This is a genomic window from Cohnella sp. 56 (genome assembly GCF_037963805.1).
GTDB lineage: Bacteria > Bacillota > Bacilli > Paenibacillales > Paenibacillaceae > Cohnella.
This window is the reverse complement of the sequence record NZ_JAZDQE010000015.1, coordinates 67,513-90,043: the sequence shown is the minus strand read 5'-3', so window position 1 is coordinate 90,043 and position 22,531 is coordinate 67,513. Positions and strand designations below refer to the sequence as shown.

The window sequence follows — 22,531 nt, the reverse complement described above, 5'->3', positions numbered from 1 at the left end:
TTAATCATGAACGGCTCTGCGGCTGGGTAATCTATTAGAAAGTAGATTCGAAACGGGGACGACGCGGATGAAAATCGTGGTGGTCGCGGATACGCATATGCCCAAAATGAGCAAAAGCCTGCCGGCTGCGCTCCGCGGGCAGCTCAAGGATGCCGATGCGATCATCCATGCGGGCGATTGGACGCGCCTCTCCGTGTACGACGAACTGTCCGCGTACGCGCCGGTCTACGGCGTCGTCGGGAACAACGACGGGCCGGACATCGCGAGCCGGTTCGGCATGCGCGAGCTGCTGACGTTCGGCGGCTTGCGCATCGGCGTCGTTCACGGCCACGGCGCTCCGCGGCGCATGAATACGGAAGCTCAGGCGCTCGCTGCATTTTCCGGCGAGCGCCTGAGTGCGATTGTATACGGGCATTCGCATGTTCCGGTGCTGCGGCACGACCCGGACGGGACGCTTGTCTTCAATCCGGGCTCTCCGACCGACAAGCGAAGACAGCCTTTGTATTCGTTCGGTATCTTCACCATCGATGACGGCAGGCTGGCGGCGAGACATCTGACGTATGCGGACAAGCGCTGATAGGAACGACGAGTCGGAAAGGAGACAACATGACTATGCGAACGTCCTCATCCGAAGCAGGCTGGCAATTCGACAACAGCTATGCGCGGCTCCCGTCTTTCTTTTATTCGAAGCTCGCTCCGAATCCGGTAGAGGCACCGACACTAGCCGTCCTCAATGAACCCTTGGCGGCTGCGCTGGGCTTGAACCCGGACGCGCTCCGCGGCGAAGCGGGCCTGGCGGCGCTCGCCGGCAATGCAGCGCCCGAAGGCGCGGCGATGATCGCACAGGCATACGCCGGGCATCAGTTCGGCCATCTGACGATGCTCGGCGACGGCCGGGCGCTGCTGCTCGGCGAGCAGATCGCGCCGGACGGCTCGCGCCACGACATCCAGCTCAAGGGCTCCGGCCGCACGCCCTATTCGCGCGGCGGCGACGGCCGGGCGGCGCTCGGACCGATGCTGCGCGAGTATATCATCAGCGAAGCGATGCATGCGCTGGGCATACCGACGACCCGCAGCCTCGCGGTCGTGACGACCGGGCAGCCCGTCTACCGCGAGGACGAGCTGCCCGGCGCCGTGCTGACGCGCACGGCCGCGAGTCATATTCGCGTCGGCACGTACCAATATGCGGCCGGCGCAGGGGGAGAGGAGCAGGTGCGCCTCCTCGCCGACTATACGATAGACAGACACTTCCCGGATGTCGGCGGCGGCGATTATGTGGCGCTGCTGCGCGAGGTCGTACGCCGCCAGGCTTCGCTGATTGCGAGGTGGCAGCTCGTCGGCTTCGTGCACGGCGTCATGAACACCGACAATATGGCCGTCAGCGGGGAGACGATCGATTACGGGCCATGCGCCTTTCTCGACGTATACGACCCGGCGACCGTGTTCAGCTCGATCGATACGTACGGGCGCTACGCCTTCGGCAAGCAGCCGCAGATTGGCGCATGGAATCTGGCGAGATTCGCCGAGACGCTGCTGCCGCTGCTGCACGACGATGCGGAGCAGTCGGTCCGGCTCGCGGAAGATGTCATCGCGGTCTTCCCGGAGCTGTATCGCGAATATTGGCTGACCGGCATGCGCGCGAAGCTGGGGATGCGCGGGGAGGCGCCGGAGGACGAAGCGCTCGTCGTACAGTGGCTTGAGCTGCTGGAGACGCATCGTGCGGACTATACGTATGCGTTCGCCGCGTTGACGAACGGCCAGCCGGACGATTCGCCGTTGTTCCAATCGGACGCGTTCACATTGTGGCGCGGACAGTGGCAGTCGAGAATCGGCAGCGGACCGGACGCGGCCGAGGCAGCGGCGCAGCTCATGCGCAGCAGCAATCCCGCGGTCATCCCGCGCAACCATCGCGTGGAGGAGGCGCTGGACGCCGCCGTCAGCCGCGGGGATTACAGCGTTATGGAGCGGCTGCTCGAGGCACTGAGGGAGCCCTATGCCTACTCGTCCGGGCAGGCCGAATACGCCGCACCGCCCGCGCCCTCAAGCTGCGCATACAGAACCTATTGCGGAACTTGAGCGGCGGCGAGGCGGAGAGCAGGCGCTAGCGCAATCGCATGTCGCGAATGGCAAAGAAGCCGTCAGGGAGACGAATCCCTGACGGCTTCTTTGCGCCGCGGGCCGGAGCGCCTCATGCGCCATGCAGCGCTTTTTCGGCGGACGCGCTGCGTGTTCGCCGCTTCAGCACGGCGCGCATGAGCGGCGTCACGGCCAAATAAATAAACCATATTCTGAACAGCTGATAGCAGCTTACGATCGCCAGGTCGGCATGCACCTCTCTGGCGACCAGCCCCATTTGATCGAGTCCGCCGGGCGCCAGGCTGAGAAAGGAGGTAGCGGCGGATATGGCGTGCAGCTGCGTCAGCACAGTACTCAGCCCCAGCGATCCGGCGATAATCGTACATCCGCTCAGTATGGCCAGCCCGAGGGTTCGCGTTTTGTTTTTCAACTGATCCGGCTTGATCAACAGGCCGACATACGTGCCGATCAGCAGCTGCGCGATACTGAGCAGCGGATGCGGCAGAGAAGGGCCGTGAACTCCGGACAGATGCAGCGCGGCCGTCGCGATCATCGGACCGAGCAAGTAGGCGGTCGGCATGCGGACCTTCTGTGCGAGCAGGGCGGCGCCGACGCAGGCGACGGCGAACAGCGCTCCATGGTGAAGGAGGTCTCCCCAAGCGCCTCCGGCGCTCCCCGCCCCGACGGATGAATGCAGGCCGCCGAATACCGGACTGAAGATGAGCAGCGGTACCGCCAGCAGATTGAGCACCGTCCGCGACAGCTGCATGAACATCACGGTCGTCAGATTGATGCCCTCCGTATCCTCCGCCATGAGGAGCATCTGGGACAATCCGCCGGGCACGCAGCCCATCAGCATCGTCGGCAGCGGTTCGCCGGTCAGCTTCGACAGCAGGAAAGCGACGCAGCCGCACATGAGCATCAGCAGCACGGTCATGAGCACCATCGCGGGCAGCTGCTTGCCCATCTCGGTCAGCGCTGCGGACGTCAAGGACAGTCCGAACGAATACCCGATCAGCAGCATGGCGATGTTGCGCGTAGCGCCGGGCCATGCCGGCTTGACGAGCTTGAAGGCGCGCGTCCCGAGAAAAGCGAATGTCATCGGTCCGAGCAGCCACGGAAGCGGGCAGTGAATCAAGGAAAACAACGCTCCTCCGGCGGCAGCCAGGAGGAGCGTAGACAAGAAGCGAATCATGAGCGCTCGGACAGCCTGGCGAGCTGCGCCTGCACGCCCTCCCGCACCAGACCGCCATGATAGCAGACCGCCTGCGCGATATCGATTTCCGACAGCTTTTTGAGCGATTCCAGCGCCAGCTCCATATCGGGCGTCACAGGCGGATTCGGACCCTTCAGCTCGCCGTCCCTGGCGACCGAGGCGTCGCCGAGGATCAGCGTCTTGGATGCATGATGGTACAGACTGACATGTCCAGGGGTATGCCCGGGCGTGTGAATGACAGTCAAGCCCCCGCCGATCGGCAGCAGCTCGCCATCGGCGAAGGTCCGGTTCACATTCGGACGGGACGGTCTGAGGAACGTCTCCTCGAACTGTAGCCGCACGGACTCCGGCACCTGCTGCAGGAAGCCCGACAGGCGCTCCGGCGTCATTTTAATCATCGGCGCCGTCCCGTTGATCGCGCCTTCGTCGTCCGGATGGGCATATACGAGCGGCGCCGCCTCCGATGCCGACAGGATGCCGGGAAGTCCTCCGATGTGGTCGATATCCTGATGCGTCAGCAGTATGGCGCGCAGCGGCCGATCTCCGATACCCGCCTGCTTCGCCAGCTCCAGAAGCGCGGGCGCCGAGCCGGGCATGCCCGTATCGATCAGCGTCCAGGCGTCGTCCTCGATCAGGATCACGGGGCTTAGCGTCGCCGGCCCCAAGTTTAATTCCAACATCTCAATTCCGTCTGCAATTCGCATGATTGTGGATATCCTCCCTTATGAGCAATCGAATAAAACCGACGAGTTCAATATAAAACTTATTGGTTTCCAAGTCAATGGATATCGTTGACGTACCTATTGGTGCGTGTCAAGATAGGAGGGGGTGATCGCGATGGAAGATCCTAAAAAAACCAAGGTGCTGGAAGCCGCCATCGAGCTGTTCAGAAAACGCGGCTATAGCGCCGTCTCCATGCAGGATATCGCCGAAGCCTGCAGCATGGCCAAGGCGAGCATCTATAAATTGTTCGATTCCAAAGAGGATTTATTCACCGCCGTATTCGCCGCATGCCATCGGGAGATGCTGGATCGGGCCGTCGCGCTGGATCAGGAGGAATCACGGCTCGGCCTCGCCGGCAAGGACAAGCTGCGCCGCAAGATCGAGTTTCAGCTGACCTATGCAATGGACAACCACCACCTGCTGATGGACTTCAAGGAAGAGTCGTCGATCGTCAAGGACGAACGGTTCATCGAAGCGTGGAAAAAGGAAAAAGCGGCGCTGCATGCCTGGTACGGCGAGATGCTGATCGAAGCTTACGGTCCGCCGATCGAGCCCTATGTGTGGGATGTCGTCGCGATCTTCCGGGGCATACGCAACGTATACATCGCTTATGTCCGGCAGAAGGTGCTGGCGCTGCCGCTGCCGGAGCTCGGCGCATTCATCGCGGACAGGCTCGACGCCGTCATACGCGAGATGATCCGATCGGCGCCCGCCCCGGTCATCGAGGCGAAGCATATGCACTTCAGCCGCCTGAATGCCTTCGATCCGTCCGTCCGCGCGGCCACGGTCGGCCAGATGATCGGGCTGATGGAGGACAAGATTCATACGCTATCGTCCAGGCCGGACGACGTCCGGCATGAGCTCGTGAAGGTAGCCGCGCTGCTGCGCGGAGCATGCGACGCCGACCCGGTCGATCGCACGCTCGTCACCGTGCTGGCCGCATATTTGGAAGCGGAGGCGGAGCTTAGACCTTATGTCCGGCAGCTTCGGTTTCTGCTGTCGTGATGCGGCAAATGATAGAATAACGTATAAATTGACCCGAATCGGCAATCGAATTTTGCAGGGAATACGACTAGAATGAAGGAAGCAAACACAACCTTTAAATAAACGGATCGTCGAAAAAGGAGAATTGTTAACAATGTTAAAAGTCGGTGTAATCGGTACTGGCGGCATTTTTAAATTTGCGCATCTCCCCGGGTGGCTGTCGCACAAGGAGGTCGAGCTGATCGCGTTCTGCGACGCGCACCGGCCGTCGGCGGAGACGGCCGCGCTCGCATTCCCCGGCGCCACAGTATACGACGATTACCGCGAGCTGATCGCGGACCCTTCGATCGACATCGTCGGCATCAGCACGCCGAATCTGTATCACTCCGAGATCGCGATCGCTGCGCTGCGCAAGGGCAAGCATGTGTTCTGCGAAAAGCCGGATGCGGTCAATGCGGCCGAGGCGCAAAAGATGGCGGATGCGGCCCGCGAGTCGGGCAAGCTGCTCATGACGATGCGCAACAACCGGTTCAGCGAGGAAGCCCAGTTCATCAAGCGTCTGAGCAGCCAAGGCAAGCTCGGCGACCTGTATATGGGCAGATGCGGCTGGATTCGCCGCCGCGGCATTCCCGGACGGGGCGGCTGGTTCACGACGAAGGGCTTGTCCGGCGGCGGACCGCTCATCGATCTGGGCGTACATATGATCGATATGGCGATGTGGACGGCGGGCAATCCGAAGCCTGTCACCGTATCCGGCTCGACCTACCGCAAGTTCGCGGACCGTCCCGACGCCTCCGGCAACATTCCGGAGGGCACGTTCGACGTCGAGGATCTGGCCGCCGGCTTCATCCGATTCGACAACGGGGCGTCGCTGCAGATCGAATTCAGCTGGGCGTCGAACATCGAGGACGAGCAGAAGTTCGTCGAATGGCGCGGCACCGAGGGCGGCTTCAGCCTCATTAACGACAAGCTCAAGATTTTCACCGAAAACGAAGGCGTGCTGGTCGATGAAAAGCCTCGCTTCCCGGAATCCGCGCTCCCGCAGCACACGGCGAACATCCGTCACTTCGTGGAATGCGTGCTCGGACATGAGAGCCCGATCTTTTTGCCGGAGCACGGCGTCGATATGATCAAGATTCTGACTGCGATCTACGAGTCTGCAGAGTCGGGCCGGGAGATCCGGCTGTAAGGCCGACTCCTCGTCCCGAAGTTCCGCGGCGCGTCAACTCGCCAAGCCAAACACCCCCGTTATTCGCTGCAAGCGGCGAAGCGGGGTGTTTTTTTTGAGAATGCGTTCCGGTCTCCCGGGGCAAGTTAACGGCGACAAGCAAGCGGGTCGGACCGCAGAGAGGAGCGCCTTCATGAAGTTCGTGCTGAAATGGCTCTTAAACGGCGTCATCGCCGTCACCTTGCTCATGTATTACTCCAACGCCTCGTTCATCGGGGCCGCATCGACCGCAACCATCCTGACGATTGTTGCATACATGCTGGGGGATCGGATCATTTTGAGGTTTACGAACAATTTTATCGCGACCGTATCGGACATCATTCTGGCTTATCTCGTGCTGTGGGTCGCGGCGTCCACGATGAATTGGACGATCAGCCCCGGCGAGCTGTTGATCGTCTCTCTTATTACCGGCATCGCCGAATTTTTTATTCACCGCTATGTGTTTCACGCGAAGCTGTCGGTACAGCAGGCTTGATTCGAAGCTTATAGCTTCGATATAGCTTCGGTATAGCTTCGGTATAGCTTCGGTATAGCTTCGGTATAATCCGCGCCAATGCGCGGATTTTTTGTGCGCTCCGTGACATGGACGACAGCCCGCTTGCATCCTGCGCCGCTTCATTTTTGCCAATCAGCAAATGATAAATCACTGACCGCAACTGTCAGTCATAGTGGCGTATACTCATGAACGAAACCAACTATTCGCAGGGGAGGCATATGCATGCACGAGATGATTAACGCGTGGGCAAAGGAATGGGAACGGGAATCGGAAATGACTTCGGGCTTGCTCGACACGATCGACGACGCTTCGTTGACGCAGCCGACCGTGGCCGGACGGCGCACGCTTGGCGGCATCGCTTGGCATCTGGTCTCATCGCTTCAATTCATGCGCACATTGGGGCTTACGTTCGAAGCGGTGGAGGATTCCCCCGAGATCAGACAGTCGTCTGCCCGAATTGCCGATGCGTACAGACGGACCAGCGAGCGCTTCCTGGAGGCGCTCAAGACGCAGTGGACCGACGCCAATCTGGACGATACCGTGCAGATCGCGGGCGAACAGTGGAAAAACGGCGATTCGCTGCGGTACTCCCTGATGCATCAAGCCCATCATCGCGGACAGATGACCGTCCTGATGAGACAGGCCGGACTTCGTCCGCCCGGATTGTACGGACCGACCTATGAGACCTGGGTCGAGCAGGGAATGGCGCCGCTCGAATGATTGGCCTGCCTCGAGAGAATGGCATACAATGGAGACGAAGCATACGCTCTCGAGAAAGCGGGGCCGGCTATGACCAAAGCAGACAATATGCTGTCGATTCTATGGATGCTGCGCGCAGGCAGGCGCAAGACGGCGAAGCAGCTGGCGGAGGCGCTCGATATTCACGTGCGCACCGTCTACCGGTGCATCGATTCATTGTGCGTGAGCGGCGTACCGATCGTCGCGGAGTCGGGGCCGAACGGCGGATACAGCATTCTGGGCCGGTTCGCCGAATCGCCGCTCATGTTCGACGAGGACGAGCAGAAGGGACTTGTTCACGCCGCGATATTCGCCAAGGAAGCGGGCTATCCGCATTCCGAAGCGCTCGCCCGCGCGACGGACAAGCTGAAGCGCTACGCCAACGACAAGCAGCTTGAATCGCTGGAGCGTCACGGCGTCGGACTGTCGGTCATCTACCCGCCCCTCGACGGCGTCCACCAAACCTACTTGCAAATGCTGGAGGAGGCGGCCGGCCAAGGGAAGACGCTGAAGATGACCTATGACAAAGGCAGGGGCGAGATCGCGCCTCCCCGGCTGTTCGATCCCTACGGTATCGTCTACTGGAAGGGAAGTTGGTATGCGGTCGGTCATTGCGGCTATCGCGGGGAGGTGCGGAGCTTCCGCATCGATCGCATTCGCGCGCTGCATCCGACGGAGGGCCGCTTCGAGCGCCCCGCGTCGTTCTCGGCCAGGGATCATCTGCTGGGCAAGCTGCTGCCCGACGCATCGGGTTCTCAGGCGATGGAGAGTGTGCGCATCCGGGCGCAGCAGCAGGTGCTGGACGAGCTGTGCCGACATTGGCTGTTCGGCCACGCGCTGGCGGAGCGGCAGCCGGAGCAGGCGCTGTTCCGCCTGGCGCGATCGACGCTGATTACATACGTTCCTTATTTACTGATGCCCTACGGCACCGCCTTGCAGATCGAGTCGGAGCTGCTGGTCGAGCGGATGCGGGCAGCATCCGCGCGGCTGCTCGCGCATTATGACGCGATGCGTCAACCTAATCTTGATGAAGGGGATGGAGCACAGTGAGCAAATACGCCATGTTCGGAAAATTGACGGCCCAGCCGGGAAAACGCGAGGCGCTCGCCCGCATGATGCTGGAATCAAACGATACGCTGAGCGGAATGGAAGGCTGTATCTACTATATTATTCATGCTTCCGAAGAAAACGAAGACGATCTGTGGATTACCGAGTTGTGGGAGAACGAGGAGGCGCATGCCGCGTCCCTGCGCAACGAATCCGTGCGCGAGCTCATCGGGCGCTGCATGCCGTTGATCGCCGGCGTCGGGGGCATCAAGGTCAAGCCGCTGGGCGGCATCGGATTCTGATCGGCAATCTATCGGCGCGCCGCTATTGAACGGGAAGAGATACTTCACTATGATAGCAATAGATGGCAGTAATAGAATCATAGCGAAGATCTCGAGCCGGGAGGCGGAATTTATGAATACACGCAAGGTGACGATACTCGTCCTGCTGCTGCTGATCGTATTGAGCGGCTGCAAGGATAACGGCAAGACGGAGGAACCCAAGCCGACGCCGAAGCCGACGGCCGAAGATGCGATCGGCGCCTACCTGTCGGCTTGGCAGCAGCGCGATTATGCGGGCATGTACGCACTCTTGAACCCCGATGTCCGGAGCAAGATTACGGCCGAGCAATTCACGGATCGCTATGCGAAGATTTACGAGGGCATACGCGCGGACAAGCTTGAGATTGCCGACGTATCGCCGGCTGCGCCTTCGGCAACGGCATCGGCTTCGGCAGCGCAAGGCAAGGCCGGACCGGCCGTACAGAAGTTTCAGTACACCGTGCGCATGGAGACGATCGCGGGTCCCGTCGAGTTTCAACATGAAGGAACGGCCAGAAAAACGCTGGACGGCGGAGCGCCGGCAGGCAGCGCCGAAAATGGCGGCACGGCGGAAAGCGGCAAATCGGAGGAAAGCGGCGATAACGGCAAAGAGCCGGAGTGGCGCATCGACTGGAACGATTCGATGATCTTCCCCGACATGAAGGAAGGGGACAAAATACGCGTACAGACGATGGCAGGCGAGCGCGGCGAGATTGTGGACCGCACGGGCGAGGGGCTCGCCGTCAACGGTACGGCGACGCAGCTCGGCATCGTGCCCGGCAAGCTGGGAGACGACGCTGCGAGCATAAAGAAGCGCGTGGCCGAGAAGCTCGGTATCGGCACGGCCGATATCGATCGCAAACTGGGCGCTTCCTGGGTGAAGCCCGGGCTGTTCGTGCCGATCGGCATCGTTGACGAAGCGGTCATCGATGAATTTCAGGACGTGCCGGGCGTCTCGTTCCAGCAGAAGCAGCAGCGCGTATACCCGCTCGGCGAAGCCGCCGCCCACTTGACCGGCTACGTCGGAGAGATCAACGCCGAGGAGCTGGCGCGGCTGAAGGACAAGGGCTACAAAACGGGCGACTCGATCGGCAAAGCGGGTCTGGAGCAAGTGCTGGAGGAGAAGCTGAGAGGCACGGACGGCGTGCTCGTCGCGATTTATGACGCGGGCGGTCAGCGCAAGTCCGTGCTGGCGGAAAAGGCAGCCGTGCCGGGGACGACCTATCAGTTGACCGTAGATGCCGCCTTGCAGAAGTCGATCTACGAGGAGCTCAAGGGAGACGCCGCGTCTGCGGCGGCGATCGAGCCGCGAACCGGCGAGGTGCTGGCGCTGCTCAGCAGCCCGTCGTACGATCCGAACGCCTTCGCGAGAGGGATCGGCGCGCAGCAGTTCAAGAGCTGGAACGAGGATCCGCGCCATCCGTTCCTGAATCGATTCTCCAAAGGCTATGCACCGGGCTCTGCCTTCAAGATCGTCACGGCCGCCATCGGACTCGACGCGGGGACGCTCGATCCGGACAAGGCCGTCGCGATCGACGGGCTCAAATGGACGAAGGACGGGTCGTGGGGGAGCTACTACGTGAAGCGCGTGCATGCTGTCAATCCCGTCGATCTGTCCAAGGCGCTCATCTATTCGGACAACATCTACTTCGCGCAGGCTGCGCTCGCGCTCGGCAAGGACAGGTTCGCCGAGGAAGCGGCGAAGTTCGGCATCGGCGAATCGATCCCGATCGACTATCCGCTGGCCAAGGCGCAGCTGTCGAACAAAGGCATCCAGAGCGAGATTCAGCTCGCCGACTCTGGCTACGGCCAAGGCCAGGTGACGATGACGTCGCTTCATGTGGCGCTGGCCTTCTCCGCAATCGTGAACGGCGGCGATATCGCTTATCCGCGGCTGACGACCGAGGAAGACGCCGAGACGCCGAACGTCTGGAAGGCGGGTGCGATGTCGAAGGAGACCGCCGACATCTTGAAGAAGGATCTCGTCAAGGCGGTCGAGAACCCGGCGGGCGTCGGCCACGGCGCCTATATTCAGGGGGCGGCGATCGCGGGCAAGACCGGAACCGCCGAGCTCAAGGCGAGCAAGGGCGCCGAAGGTGAAGAAAACGGCTGGTTCGTCGGCTTCGACGCGAACGACCCGAAGCTGCTGCTGTCCGTCATGGTCGAGGACGTACGCGGACGCGGCGGCAGCGGGTACGTCACGCCGAAGGTGAAAAAAATATTTCAGCAGGCGATGAAAGGCGGAGCGTAACCTTCGCGGCTGCCGAGGGATGCGGCGGCTGGGAGCACCGATGCGGCGGATCAGGCCATCGTGAGGCCCATCGCCTAAACTATGAGAGGCGATACGGCGGTTCGGACAACCGCTGCGCCAATCGCCTGCACTACGAGAGGCGATGCTGTGGTGCAGGCTAATGTAGCGCTCATCGCCTAAACTACGAGAGGCGATACGACAGTTTAGGCCATCGTAGCGCTCATCGCCTTCACTAGGAGAGGCGATGCGACAGTTAGGCCATCGTAGCGCCCATCGCCTTCACTAGGAGAGGCGATGCTGTGGTGCAGGCCAGTGTAGCGCTCATCGCCTTCACTACGAGAGGGGATACGGCGGTTCGGACCACCGCTGCGCCAATCGCCTAAACTACGAGAGGCGATGCTGTGGTGCAGGCCAATGTAGCGCCAATCGCCTAAACTACGAGAGGCGATACGACAGTTTAGGCCATCGTAGCGCTCATCGCCTTCACTACGAGAGGGGATACGGCGGTTCGGACAACCGCTGCGCCAATCGCCTGCACTAGGAGAGGCGATGCTGCGGTGCACGCCACTGTAGCGCCCATCGCCTAAACTACGAGCGGCGATACTGCGGTGCAGGCTAATGTAGCGCCCATCGCCTAAACTACGAGAGGGGATACGGCGGTTCGGACCATTGCAGCACCAATCGCCTAAACTACGAGAGGGGATACGGCGGTTCGGACCATCGTAGCGCTCATCGCCTGCACTACGAGAGGCGATACGGCGGTTCGGACCATCGTAGCGCTCATCGCCTGCACTACGAGAGGGGATACGGCGGTTCGGACAACCGCTGCACCAATCGCCTGCACTACGAGAGGCGATGCGACTGTTCGCGCTGTCGCAAATTTACCTATGTCTTGCCCAGTCTCGCCGCACCAACGGCGGGACTGGTTTTTTATTTTCCAAAGAACATTGACATAATGATAAGGTACCTGTATTATAAACACAAGGCACCTGAATTGAAGGTACCTTCACAAATACAACAGGAGGCTGATTAGCCATGAATGATAACCAATCGAGCTTGATGGAGCAAGTATTCCGCCTGGTCGTACTGCTTCGCCGTTACCAGCATCATGCACAGAGAGAACATGCGAGGTCGGGCGATCCGCATCGCGGACAAGGGCGGGTGCTGTCTCTGCTGAAGATGAAGCCGGAGATTACGCAAAGGGAGCTGTCGTACTTGCTGGATATGCGCAATCAATCGCTTGGCGAGCTGCTCGGCAAGCTGGAACGCAGCGGGTATATCACGCGCGCTGCATCCGAAGAGGATCGCCGGGTGATGAACGTGAAGCTGACGGAAGCGGGCGCACAGGCGGCGGAGGAGATGGAGAAGCGGCAGGAGGACCATAACAAGCTGTTCGATTGCCTTAGCGAAGAGGAGCAATCCAATCTGAGCGCCTATTTGAACAAGCTGATCGAGGAGCTGGACCGACAGCTGGGTGAAGATGGCGGAGACGACGGAATGTTCGAAAATATGCGCGGCGGACGCGGACCGTGGGGACCTGGCTTCGGGCATCATGGCAGGGGACGCGGCGGTCATCGCCGGGATGGCGAACGAGGCTTCGATCCGAGAGACGGTCGCCATCGCCGTCCTCCGTTCGGGGGCGGCGGCGGATACCCGCAGCCGGGCCACGGCCGCTATCCCTTCTGATCCGGCGCAGGTTAGCAAGCCGGAAGAAACGGCGGCAGATCGAGAATGGTATACTGAACGCGACCATATCTTCTATGACCGCGGAGGGATACATTTGAAGCTGTCTCATGTTCGCTTGTTGGTGCCGAATATTCACGAATGCTTTTTATTTTATCGCGATCAGATCGGTCTTGAGGTCAGGTATGGCGATGAGACGACGCCCTTTGCTGAATTCGCCACGGGAGACGTCAGCTTCGCGCTGGAGCCGTCGATGGCGGACGATCAGGCGACGCTGCGATCGGCGTCGCAGCCGTTCAGCGCGAACGACCAGGTCGCTCTCATATTCAGAGTGGACGATGTCGACGCCGTCTATGCAGCGCTTGTGAGCAGAGGCGTACAATTCGTGCAGCCGCCCCGTGATACGCCGGAATGGGGGCATCGCGTCGCTTATCTGCGCGACCCCGGCGGCAATGTTATCGAACTGAACCAAGGTATTTAACGAGGTTAACCACACCCGCGAGCGGCATGGAAGCCGCAGCGGGAGTCACGGTCATTCCACGAGCATGCGGGCTGCGTCCTGCTTGCTCTTTTTGTTGTCGATTGCCGGACGCACCTACTTGACCAGCTGTATAAACGCATTCGCCGCGCTCGAGAGCGGCATGTTCCGCATCGTCAACAAGCCGACATGGGAGGGGGGCAGCGGCACGTCGAGCCGCACCTCGAACAGCGAGCCGTCTTCAAGCTCCTTCGATACGAACTCCCGCGTTACATAGGAGATGCCGAGGCCTCTGCGCGCGAACTCGATGAGCAGGTCCACGCTCCCGACCTCGATCTCCGGCTTGATCGAATAGCCGTAGCTCTGGAACAGCTCGGCGATCGTCATTCGGGCGCGGCTGTTGCGGGAGAACAGAATGATCGGATATTTCAGCAGGGCGTCGAGCGACAGCACCTGATCCTCCAGCTCGGCATAGCGGGGCCCCGCCACGAAGCAGTCCTGCAGCTGGAAGCTCTCCGTCACCTGTAGCTGCGGATCGACGATCGGCATGCGCACGACGCCCAGGTCGATCCGGCCTTCCTTTAAAAACGTAATGACTTCGGGCGTCGTCCCGTGATTGAGATGCAGCTTGACGCCCGGATACCGCTTGTGGAACAGCTCCAGATACGGCAGCACGTAATGCTTGAATAACGAGTCGCTGCCCCCGATCCGCAGCTCGCCGCTGTCCAGATTTTTGAGCGCGGCCATCTTCTCCTCGGCCAGTGTGATCAGAATCTGCGATTGCTCGATATACGAAAAAAGGACCGCGCCTTCCTGCGTCAGCTCGACCCCCTTGGAGTTGCGATAGAACAGTGCGACGCCGAAGCTTTCCTCCAGCTGCTTGATCGCGTGGCTCACGCTCGGCTGCGTCAAAAACAGCGCCTTCGCCGCCTGCGACAAGCTCCCCGTTTTGGCCGCCCAATAGAACACCTTGTACAGCTCGTAATTGTTACCCATAGACATGGTCTATATCTCCTGTGAAATATATTAATTACTTGTATAGCTCGCATTCGTATTATAGTGGAACTACGAAAAAGAAACCAGAGCGCACCTCGCTCTCGGGGAGGGAAAAGGATAATGGATCCGACCACCTTTATATTGTTCGGGGCGACCGGCGATCTGGCCAAGCGCAAGATTTATCCGGCCCTCTATAATCTGTATGCCCGGGGCAAGCTGCCGCAAGCCTTCTCCGTCATCGGTCTGGGCAGACGCGAATGGAACGACGATGTGTTCCAGGCTGCCGTCGAACGTTCGCTGTATCAATTTTCCAGAACCGAGCCGCGCGACCCCGAGTCGTTGAACCGGTTCCTGGCTTCGTTCAGCTACAGTGTGCTCGATATCGGCCGCGAAGAAGACTATCGCCGCCTGCTGGCGCTCGCCGAAGCTCGCGAGCAAGCGCTCGGCATGCCGCCGAACCGGCTGTTCTACCTGTCCGTCGGACCGGAGCACTTCGAGCCGATCGCGGACAACATCCGCGCCAGCGGGCTCGGATCGGCGGACGGCTGGAAGCGGCTCGTCATCGAGAAGCCGTTCGGCCACGACCTGCGTTCGGCTCGCGCGCTCAATGCCAAGCTGGCCGAATCGTTCGCGGAGGATGAGATCTACCGCATCGACCATTATCTCGGCAAGCCAGTCGTGCAGCGGCTCGAATCGCTCCAGCAAGCCAACCCGGTCATTCAGGCGATGTGGACGAACCGCTATATCGCCAATGTGCAGATTACGGCCAGCGAATCGGTCGGCGTCGAGGAGCGCGCGGGTTACTACGATCATGTGGGCGCGATCCGCGACATGTTCCAGAATCACCTGCTGCAGCTGCTCATGATGGCGGCGATTCATCTGCCGTACGACAGCAGCTCCGAGAAGGTCCGCTTCAAAAAGAAAAAAGTGATGGAAGCGCTCGTGCCTGTGCAGAAGGAAGACGTCGCCGCCCAGCTCGTCCGCGGGCAGTATGGGGCCGGCAGCATCGACGGCGCGTCCGTGCCCGCGTATACGGCGGAGCCGGGGATCGGGCCCGATTCGGCCAACGATACGTTTGTGGCGGCCAGACTTCGCATCGACAACGGGGACTGGCGCGGCGTACCGTTCTATCTCCGGACGGGCAAGCGCATGGCGAAGAAGTCGACCCGCATCGTCGTCGAGTTCAAGGAACCGCTGAAGCAGGCCTGGGCGCAGTCCGAGGAGGGCGCTGCGCCGAACCTGCTGGTCATCGAGATCGGGCCCGGCGAGAGCATCACGCTCCGGCTCAATACGAAGGAGCCCGGCGCAAGCGGCGGCGGCTTCAAGCCGATCCATATCGACCTGCATGCGACGCCGGCGGACTCTCCCGAAGCCTACGAGAATCTGATCGGCGATGCGCTGAAGGGCGACTCCACGTTCTTCGCGCACTGGGATGAGGTCGAGCTGTCCTGGCAGTGGGTGCAGCCGGTGCTCGACGCGTTCGAGGACAACCTGGTGCCGCTGCGCCGCTATGCGGCAGGCAGCCACGGTCCGGCCGAATCCGATGCGCTGCTGGCGGAGGACGGCTATCGCTGGTGGTTCGACGACGAGCCCGTGCAACTATCTCAATCCGATACCGAAGAAGGAGCAGATTATGTCTATCACGCAAACGAAAACGATTGATCAGCTGTCCGTCGATACGATCCGCACCTTGTCCATCGACGCCATCAACGCCGCCAACTCAGGCCATCCGGGCCTCCCGATGGGCGCCGCGCCGATGGCGTACGCGCTCTGGTCCGAGCATCTAAGCCACAATCCGGCCAACGCCAAGTGGTTCAACCGCGACCGGTTCGTCCTGTCCGCGGGTCACGGCTCCGCGCTGCTGTACAGCCTGCTGCATCTGTCCGGCTACAACGTGACGATCGAGGACCTCAAGCAGTTCCGCAAGCTGAACAGCCGCACGCCGGGCCACCCCGAATACGGGCACACGGACGGCGTGGACGCCACGACCGGGCCGCTCGGCCAAGGGGTCGCGATGGCGGTCGGCATGGCGATGGCCGAGGCCCATCTGGCCGCCAAGTTCAATCAGGCCGGCTTCCCGGTCGTCGACCATCATACGTATGCGCTCGTCGGCGACGGCTGCCTGATGGAAGGCATCTCCTACGAGGCGATGTCGATGGCCGGACATATGAAGCTGGGCAAGCTAATCGTGCTGTACGATTCCAACGACATCTCGCTGGACGGCGACCTGAACCTGAGCTTCGGGGAAAATGTGCAAAAGCGCGCCGAATCCGCGAACTGGCACTACCTGCGCGTAGAGGACGGCAACGATCTGCGTGCGATCTCCGCAGCCATCGCGGAGGCGAAGGCGAACGATGCCCAGCCGACGATCATCGAGGTGCGCACGATCATCGGCTACGGCAGCAAGGCCGCCGGTACGAACAAGGTCCACGGCAACCCGCTCGGACTGGAGGAAGCCAAGGCGACCAAGCAGACTTACGGCTGGGAGCATGAAGAAGAGTTCACCATTCCGGACGAGGTGCGCGCGCACTTCGAGCTGCTGAAGCGGCACGGCGAGGCGAAGGATACGGCCTGGCAGAAGCTGCTGTCCGCCTACGGCGAAGCGCATCCGCAGCTGAGCGAGGAGCTCTCCCGCGCGATCCGCGGAGACGGCTCGGCTGCGGCGTCGGACATCCTGTCGTTCGACGTCGCCAAGACGATGTCGACCCGCGTCGCGAGCGGCGAAGCGATCAATCACTACGTGAAGTCCGTGCCTTCGATCTTCGGCGGCAGCGCGGATCTGTCGCACTCCACGATGACGGAAATTAAGGGCGAAGCCACGTTCGCAGTCGAGTCCTATGCCGGGCGCAACGTCTACTTCGGCGTGCGCGAGCATGCGATGGGCGCGGCCGGCAACGGCATGGCGCTGCACGGCGGCGTCCACGCGTTCGTCAGCACGTTTTTTGTATTCAGCGACTACCTGCGTCCGTCGATCCGGCTGGCCGCGCTGCAGAAGCTGCCTGTCGTCTACGTCTTCACGCACGACTCGATCGCCGTCGGCGAGGACGGTCCGACGCATGAGCCGGTCGAACATCTGGCTGCGCTGCGCACGATCCCCGGACTCACTGTCATCCGGCCGTCCGACGCCAACGAGACGGCGAGCGCCTGGGCCTATGCTCTCGGGCAGCAGGAGGGACCGGTCGCGCTCGTCCTGAGCCGTCAGAACCTTCCGGTGTACGGGGAGACGCAGGGCAATCTGGCCCAGCTCTCGCAAGGCGCGTATGTGCTGACCGAGACGAACGCGTCGCCCGAGCTCATCCTCGTCGCGACCGGCTCGGAAGTATCGCTGGCCGTCGGCGCCAAGGCGGAGCTGGAGAAAGAGAACGTCTCCGTGCGCGTCGTGGCGATGCCGAGCCGGGAGCTGTTCGACCGACAGCCGGCTGCCTACAAGCAGTCCGTGCTGCCCGATGCGGTGACGAAGCGCGTGACTGTCGAAGCCGGCATCTCGCTCGGCTGGGACCGCTACGCCGGCAATGGCGGTAAGGTGCTGTCCATCGACACGTTCGGCGCTTCGGGCGCGGGCGGCGCGGTTATGGAGCACTTCGGCTTCTCCGTCGCGAACGTCGTGCGCACCGCCAAGGAACTGCTCAACTAAAGGGTAATTAGTATCGTATATTCATTCGGCGGTTACGCCAAAAACATATCCGGAGGTTATGCGAAATGAAATTTTTTATCGATACGGCCAACCTGTCCGACATTAAAAAAGCGTATCAAGTCGGCGTCCTGTCCGGCGTCACGACGAACCCTTCGCTGGTCGCCAAGGAAGGCGTCAAGTTCGAGGATCGCATCGAAGAGATCTTGAAGGAAGTGCCCGAGGTCGAATCGGTATCCGCAGAAGTAACGCCGGATGCGATTACTGCCGAGGAGATGATCGCCCAGGCGAACGAGCTGATCAAGATCAACAATTACGACAAAAACATCACGATCAAGCTGCCGATGACGCTGGCTGGTCTGGAGGCTTGCCGCTATCTGACCCAGAAGGGCGTCAAGACGAACGTCACCCTCATCTTCACGGTCAACCAGGCGCTGCTCGCAGCCCGGGCCGGCGCAACCTACGTATCGCCATTCCTCGGCCGCCTCGACGACATCTCCGAAGACGGCGTGCTGCTCGTCGCGAAGATCGCGGAGCTGTTCCGCATCCACAAGCTCGATTCGCAAATTATCGCCGCTTCGGTCCGCCATCCGGACCATGTGACGCGCGTCGCGATGGCAGGGGCGCATATCGCTACGATTCCGTTCTCCGTCATCGAGCAGCTCGTCAAGCACCCGCTCACGGAGCAAGGGCTGGAGAAATTCGCGGCGGACTGGAAAAAGGCGGTTCAGTAAGCGAAGCGGGCTTCTGAGCGGTGCCGTTCAGCGGTGCCGTTCAGCGGTGCCGTTCAGCGGTGCCGTTCAGCGGTGCCGCGACGTCCGACCAATATAAATACAGAGAGAGCATGAGATGGAGAGGATGGGGAAGAATGAGCAAACAACAAATCGGCGTGGTCGGTCTGGCCGTCATGGGCAAAAACCTCGCCTTGAATATTGAGAGCAAAGGCTTCTCCGTGGCGGTGTACAACCGGTCGCCCGAGAAGACGAAGGAGCTGCTCGAAGAAGCGAAGGGCAAAAGCTTCGTCGGCGCGTACAGCGTCGAGGAATTCGTACAATCGCTGGAGACGCCCCGCAAGATTCTGATCATGGTCAAAGCGGGCAAGCCGACGGACGATACGATCGAGCAGCTGGTGCCTTATCTGGAGCAAGGCGATATTCTGATCGACGGCGGCAACGCTTATTTTCCCGATACGCAGCGCAGGAACAAGGACCTCCAAGCCAGAGGCCTGCGCTTCATCGGCGCGGGCGTATCGGGCGGCGAGGAGGGCGCGCTGCTCGGTCCGGCGATCATGCCGGGCGGTCAGCGGGATGCCTATGCGCTCGTCGAGCCGATCCTGACCGCCATCTCGGCCAAGGTGAACGGCGATCCGTGCTCGACGTATATCGGCCCGGACGGCGCCGGACACTATGTCAAGATGGTGCACAACGGCATCGAGTACGGCGATATGCAGCTGATCGGCGAAGCGTATCATTTGCTCAAGGACGTGCTCGGACTCGGTGCGGGCGAACTGCACGAGATTTTCTCCGAGTGGAACAAGGGCGAGCTGGACAGCTATCTGATCGAGATTACGGCCGACATCTTCTCCAAGACCGATCCCGAGACGGGCAAGCCGATGGTCGACGTCATCCTCGATTCGGCGGGCCAGAAGGGGACCGGCAAATGGACGAGCCAGAGCGCGCTCGATCTGGGCGTGCCGCTGTCGATCATCACCGAGTCCGTCTTCGCGCGCTTCCTGTCCGCGATGAAGGACGAGCGCGTCGCCGCCGCCGGGAAGCTGACCGGGCCCGAGACGACGGGCTTCGAAGGCGATCCGAAGGTTTTCGTCGAGGCCGTGCGCCAGGCGCTGTTCGCCAGCAAGATCGCATCGTACGCCCAAGGCTTCGCGCAGATGCGCGCGGCGTCCGATGCCTACGGCTGGGACTTGAACTACGGCGGCATCGCCATGATTTTCCGCGGCGGCTGCATCATCCGGGCCGGCTTTCTGCAAAATATCAAGGATGCGTACGACCGCGATCCCGAGCTGCGCAACCTGCTGCTCGACGAATATTTCGGCGGCATCGTCCGCAATTATCAGGATGCATGGCGCCGCGTCGTATCGATCGCCGTGCAGCGCGGCATTCCGGTGCCCGCATTTGCCTCGGCGCTCGCCTACTACGACAGCTACCGCACCGCGCGGCTGCCGGCCAACCTGCTGCAGGCGCAGCGCGATTACTTCGGCGCGCATACGTTCGAGCGGGTGGACCGCGCGGGCAGCTTCCATTTTCAATGGCTGGGCGATAGCGAGTAAATTTTCAAAGTGCGGCGATGACCGGACGTTAGCTCAAACAATCGCATAAAATCGAACGAAGCCCCGGGACAGATGTTCCGGGGCTTTGCCTGTAGGTGCAGCGAAATGACGGTATACGTTCGAGGGTATCGCGTACAAGTGCCTGAGAGCCGAGGGGAGCAGGCGCGGCCCGACTGTACCGCGCAAAAGTGCATGCCGGATACCGCTGGTCGGACTATATCCGCTATTCGTCCTGACTCAGGATCGACACCTGATACGCGTTCGAGCGCGACTCGCCCGCGCGGGGGCTGCCTGCGACTTCGAACCGGTACCGGGCGATCAATACGCCGTCGATGACTTCTTCGTCCGTATGCTCGGGAACGGTCAAGCGATATTCGATTCGCCGCCGCTCCCCCGGCTTCAGCATGCCGAGCGCGACGGAGCCGTCGAGGACGATGGCGGTCGGCGCGCCGTCCACATGTACGCTGTATCCGGCGAACCGGGCGCCGACGGGGAGCAGATTCGTCAGAATCGTATCGGCTGCCGCATTGCCCGTATTGGATACCTCGGCCCGGATCCGGAATCCCTCGCCCGGATACACGTTTGACGGATCGGCGGATACGACGACCTGGATCACGGGAGAGATGATCCGGACGGACACGCTGTTCGATAAGACGGACGATCCGACCGCCCGGCCGTCGTTCAGACGGAAGACGTAGACGAGCCTCGCCTCGTTCGTATAGAGCGAAGGCGCCGCTCCGCCGGCAATCGAAGGCACGACCGCCTTGAAGGAGATGTACACCCGGGCGCCCGGCCCGATGATGCCGAGCGGGATGCTCGCATCCGCAGCCGCGACCGCAACCTGTCTTCCGTCGATGACGACGATGCCACCCGCCGGCGCGAGTCCCGCGGGCAGATAGCCCGTCAGCGTCGCTTCGACGGCGAAGTCCGATGCGTTATAAGCGACCAGCGCATATGCAATCGCGTCGCCCGGCGCCGCCACAAGGGGACTTGCCGACAGCGTCAGCGCGACTTCGGGCTTCACGACGACGATGGAGACCGCATTGGTCGTCGCGGTGAATTGCTCGCCGCCGACGGTATAATGGACGACCGCTTCGCAAGTCAGGATGCTGTCGTTCGGCAAGTCGCCGACCTGCGCGTCGAAGGCGACCGATACCGATCCGCCCGCAGGAATGCCGCCGACGGGAATGCCGCCAACCGGTGAAGCGCCGGGCGAACGGATGTCGCCGATCGTGACGCTGCCTGCGAGGAAGGTCAATCCTGACGGCATATTCAAGTCGAGAGCAGCGTCAGCGACCGCTTGAGCGCCTTCGTTCGCCGCGCTGACCTCATAATGCACGATATCGCCCGCGAACGTCTGGCTCCAGCGCGTGCGCAGCGCCGCGGACAGCGATACGTCGCTGACGGGTATCGTGACCTCGTTGGACAACGCTTCGCCGCCGGCGCGTCTGCCTTCGGGCGTTGTGAAGGCGAATACCGCCCTGGCCAGATTCGCTATCGCCAGCGAAGCGGGAATGGCCGTCAGGATCAGTTGAAACGATACGTCGGCTTCGCCGCCCGGAGCGAGGCTGCCGAGGGAGACGCCGGCTGCGGGATCTGCGCCGGGGAGGGGGGCGCCGTCAATGTTGTCAGGTTAACTGCAAATATACAGTTAATCTCCGTGGTGGCGGCATTTATCGGAGCGATAGCTGCGAATATACAGTTAATCTCGCGAAAATCGACCGTCATCCGGCTCAGACTCGAAATTAACTGTATAAATGCAGTTATCGCCGCCAGATGTCCTGGCGCAGGAGAAAATAACTGCGGTTTGGCAGTTATCTCCCCTTTCAAGGCTGTGTTGCACGAACGGTTTGGGGAAGAACTTCAACGTAGCCGCATCCCTGTCGTCCAGGCTCGCTCGTTCATACTCAACAAACAGACCAAGCACAATTTATTCATGAAGACCACGCGCCGGGGAGCGGCAGGGTTCTTAACCTGACAACATTGGGGGCGCCGTCGCGTAATACGGTATTCGGGACAAGCGACGTGCCAGGCGGATAAGGATCGAACAGCGTGATGTCGGCGAATGCGTCGCCCGCCTTCGAGATGCGGACCCGGTAGGCGATCGTCTGCGATCGATGCGGTCGTCGATCGCGGCAGCGCTGTTGTTCACATAATTGCTGGTCGTTCCGGCCGGATAGCTGCCGTATTGGGACGATGCATTGATCGTCGCAAAGGCGCCGATGCTGTCCAATGTACCCGGCACGCCGGCCGTGTCGGAGCGGCTCAGGCCCAGCGTGTTGCCCGTGAAGGTGATCGCGCCCGTCGCGTTGAAGGTGGCCCGGACGATTAACGGAATCGGTAACGCCCCCTCGCCGTCGGTACGCGGCACTCGCTC

Annotated in this window: 20 protein-coding genes and 1 pseudogene; 15 read left to right on the top strand and 6 right to left on the bottom strand. The window is 61.3% G+C overall.

Features of this window, described 5'->3' with window-relative positions; all coding sequences use genetic code 11:
* The first annotated feature begins 67 nt into the window (after nucleotides 1-67).
* Both VQ071_RS22820 and VQ071_RS22815 read left to right on the top strand, forming a co-directional pair.
* Nucleotides 68-577: a metallophosphoesterase family protein gene (locus tag VQ071_RS22820; protein WP_340516540.1), complete on the top strand. Its 510-nt coding sequence runs from the start codon at nucleotides 68-70 to the stop codon at nucleotides 575-577.
* Between the two features lie 29 nt (nucleotides 578-606).
* A complete protein-coding gene (locus VQ071_RS22815) occupies nucleotides 607-2,076 on the top strand; it encodes a protein adenylyltransferase SelO (protein ID WP_340516539.1) in 1,470 nt (489 codons plus the stop codon).
* Nucleotides 2,077-2,188: 112 nt separating this feature from the next.
* On the opposite strand, the gene VQ071_RS22810 is transcribed toward VQ071_RS22815, so the two are convergent.
* Both VQ071_RS22810 and VQ071_RS22805 read right to left on the bottom strand, forming a co-directional pair.
* Nucleotides 2,189-3,271, bottom strand: coding sequence for an AbrB family transcriptional regulator (locus tag VQ071_RS22810; protein WP_340516538.1), 1,083 nt, complete (start codon nucleotides 3,269-3,271; stop codon nucleotides 2,189-2,191).
* The gene (locus VQ071_RS22805) at nucleotides 3,268-3,972 is read right to left on the bottom strand and encodes an MBL fold metallo-hydrolase (protein WP_340516537.1); all 705 of its coding nucleotides are present in this window, start codon (nucleotides 3,970-3,972) and stop codon (nucleotides 3,268-3,270) included. The genes VQ071_RS22810 and VQ071_RS22805 overlap by 4 nt, the downstream gene beginning before the upstream one ends.
* 157 nt (nucleotides 3,973-4,129) lie before the next feature.
* Here VQ071_RS22805 and VQ071_RS22800 point away from each other — a divergent pair, with 157 nt between their 5' ends.
* The 7 genes from VQ071_RS22800 (at nucleotide 4,130) to VQ071_RS22770 (ending at nucleotide 11,079) form a co-directional block, all read left to right on the top strand.
* Nucleotides 4,130-5,020, top strand: a complete 891-nt coding sequence (locus VQ071_RS22800; RefSeq protein WP_340516536.1) for a TetR/AcrR family transcriptional regulator — start codon at nucleotides 4,130-4,132, stop codon at nucleotides 5,018-5,020.
* A gap of 133 nt (nucleotides 5,021-5,153) precedes the next feature.
* Entirely contained in the window at nucleotides 5,154-6,188 is a 1,035-nt protein-coding gene (locus tag VQ071_RS22795; RefSeq protein ID WP_340516535.1) for a Gfo/Idh/MocA family protein, read from the top strand.
* Between the two features lie 172 nt (nucleotides 6,189-6,360).
* Entirely contained in the window at nucleotides 6,361-6,702 is a 342-nt protein-coding gene (locus tag VQ071_RS22790) for a DUF2512 family protein (protein WP_340516534.1), read from the top strand.
* Between the two features lie 243 nt (nucleotides 6,703-6,945).
* Nucleotides 6,946-7,443, top strand: a complete 498-nt coding sequence (locus VQ071_RS22785; protein WP_340516533.1) for a DinB family protein — start codon at nucleotides 6,946-6,948, stop codon at nucleotides 7,441-7,443.
* A gap of 69 nt (nucleotides 7,444-7,512) precedes the next feature.
* Entirely contained in the window at nucleotides 7,513-8,511 is a 999-nt protein-coding gene (locus VQ071_RS22780; RefSeq protein ID WP_340516532.1) for a helix-turn-helix transcriptional regulator, read from the top strand.
* On the top strand, nucleotides 8,508-8,810 hold the full coding sequence (locus VQ071_RS22775; RefSeq protein ID WP_340516531.1) for a putative quinol monooxygenase: 303 nt from the start codon (nucleotides 8,508-8,510) through the stop codon (nucleotides 8,808-8,810). Before VQ071_RS22780 ends, VQ071_RS22775 begins: the two co-directional genes overlap by 4 nt.
* Before the next feature lie 112 nt (nucleotides 8,811-8,922).
* On the top strand, nucleotides 8,923-11,079 hold the full coding sequence (locus VQ071_RS22770; RefSeq protein ID WP_340516530.1) for a penicillin-binding transpeptidase domain-containing protein: 2,157 nt from the start codon (nucleotides 8,923-8,925) through the stop codon (nucleotides 11,077-11,079).
* 203 nt (nucleotides 11,080-11,282) lie between these two features.
* On the opposite strand, the gene VQ071_RS22765 is transcribed toward VQ071_RS22770, so the two are convergent.
* On the bottom strand, nucleotides 11,283-11,642 hold the full coding sequence (locus tag VQ071_RS22765; RefSeq protein ID WP_340516529.1) for a hypothetical protein: 360 nt from the start codon (nucleotides 11,640-11,642) through the stop codon (nucleotides 11,283-11,285).
* A 472-nt stretch (nucleotides 11,643-12,114) separates the two neighbouring features.
* Here VQ071_RS22765 and VQ071_RS22760 point away from each other — a divergent pair, with 472 nt between their 5' ends.
* Nucleotides 12,115-12,765 (top strand): MarR family winged helix-turn-helix transcriptional regulator, encoded by a 651-nt coding sequence (locus VQ071_RS22760; protein ID WP_340516528.1) that lies wholly within the window; start codon nucleotides 12,115-12,117, stop codon nucleotides 12,763-12,765.
* A gap of 94 nt (nucleotides 12,766-12,859) precedes the next feature.
* Nucleotides 12,860-13,243: a VOC family protein gene (locus VQ071_RS22755; RefSeq protein WP_340516527.1), complete on the top strand. Its 384-nt coding sequence runs from the start codon at nucleotides 12,860-12,862 to the stop codon at nucleotides 13,241-13,243.
* Between the two features lie 114 nt (nucleotides 13,244-13,357).
* Here the strand turns inward: VQ071_RS22755 and VQ071_RS22750 are convergent, their stop codons facing one another.
* Complete coding sequence (locus VQ071_RS22750; RefSeq protein ID WP_340516609.1) at nucleotides 13,358-14,236, bottom strand: LysR family transcriptional regulator; 879 nt, start codon at nucleotides 14,234-14,236, stop codon at nucleotides 13,358-13,360.
* 120 nt (nucleotides 14,237-14,356) lie between these two features.
* Here VQ071_RS22750 and zwf point away from each other — a divergent pair, with 120 nt between their 5' ends.
* The 4 genes from zwf to gndA all read left to right on the top strand — a co-directional run bounded on the left by zwf (nucleotide 14,357) and on the right by gndA (nucleotide 20,154).
* On the top strand, nucleotides 14,357-15,898 hold the full coding sequence (gene zwf / locus VQ071_RS22745; RefSeq protein ID WP_340516526.1) for a glucose-6-phosphate dehydrogenase: 1,542 nt from the start codon (nucleotides 14,357-14,359) through the stop codon (nucleotides 15,896-15,898).
* The gene (gene tkt, locus VQ071_RS22740) at nucleotides 15,870-17,870 is read left to right on the top strand and encodes a transketolase (RefSeq protein ID WP_340516525.1); all 2,001 of its coding nucleotides are present in this window, start codon (nucleotides 15,870-15,872) and stop codon (nucleotides 17,868-17,870) included. The genes zwf and tkt overlap by 29 nt, the downstream gene beginning before the upstream one ends.
* Before the next feature lie 65 nt (nucleotides 17,871-17,935).
* The gene (fsa, locus tag VQ071_RS22735) at nucleotides 17,936-18,601 is read left to right on the top strand and encodes a fructose-6-phosphate aldolase (RefSeq protein ID WP_340516524.1); all 666 of its coding nucleotides are present in this window, start codon (nucleotides 17,936-17,938) and stop codon (nucleotides 18,599-18,601) included.
* A gap of 134 nt (nucleotides 18,602-18,735) precedes the next feature.
* Nucleotides 18,736-20,154 carry an NADP-dependent phosphogluconate dehydrogenase gene (gene gndA / locus VQ071_RS22730; protein ID WP_340516523.1) on the top strand — a complete coding sequence of 473 codons (1,419 nt, stop codon included), beginning with the start codon at nucleotides 18,736-18,738 and terminating at the stop codon, nucleotides 20,152-20,154.
* Nucleotides 20,155-20,377: 223 nt separating this feature from the next.
* Here the strand turns inward: gndA and VQ071_RS22725 are convergent, their stop codons facing one another.
* Complete coding sequence (locus tag VQ071_RS22725; RefSeq protein ID WP_340516522.1) at nucleotides 20,378-21,583, bottom strand: hypothetical protein; 1,206 nt, start codon at nucleotides 21,581-21,583, stop codon at nucleotides 20,378-20,380.
* A 699-nt stretch (nucleotides 21,584-22,282) separates the two neighbouring features.
* Nucleotides 22,283-22,492 (bottom strand): annotated as a pseudogene (locus tag VQ071_RS29345) (hypothetical protein); the annotation flags it as partial.
* Between the last annotated feature and the right edge of the window lie 39 nt (nucleotides 22,493-22,531).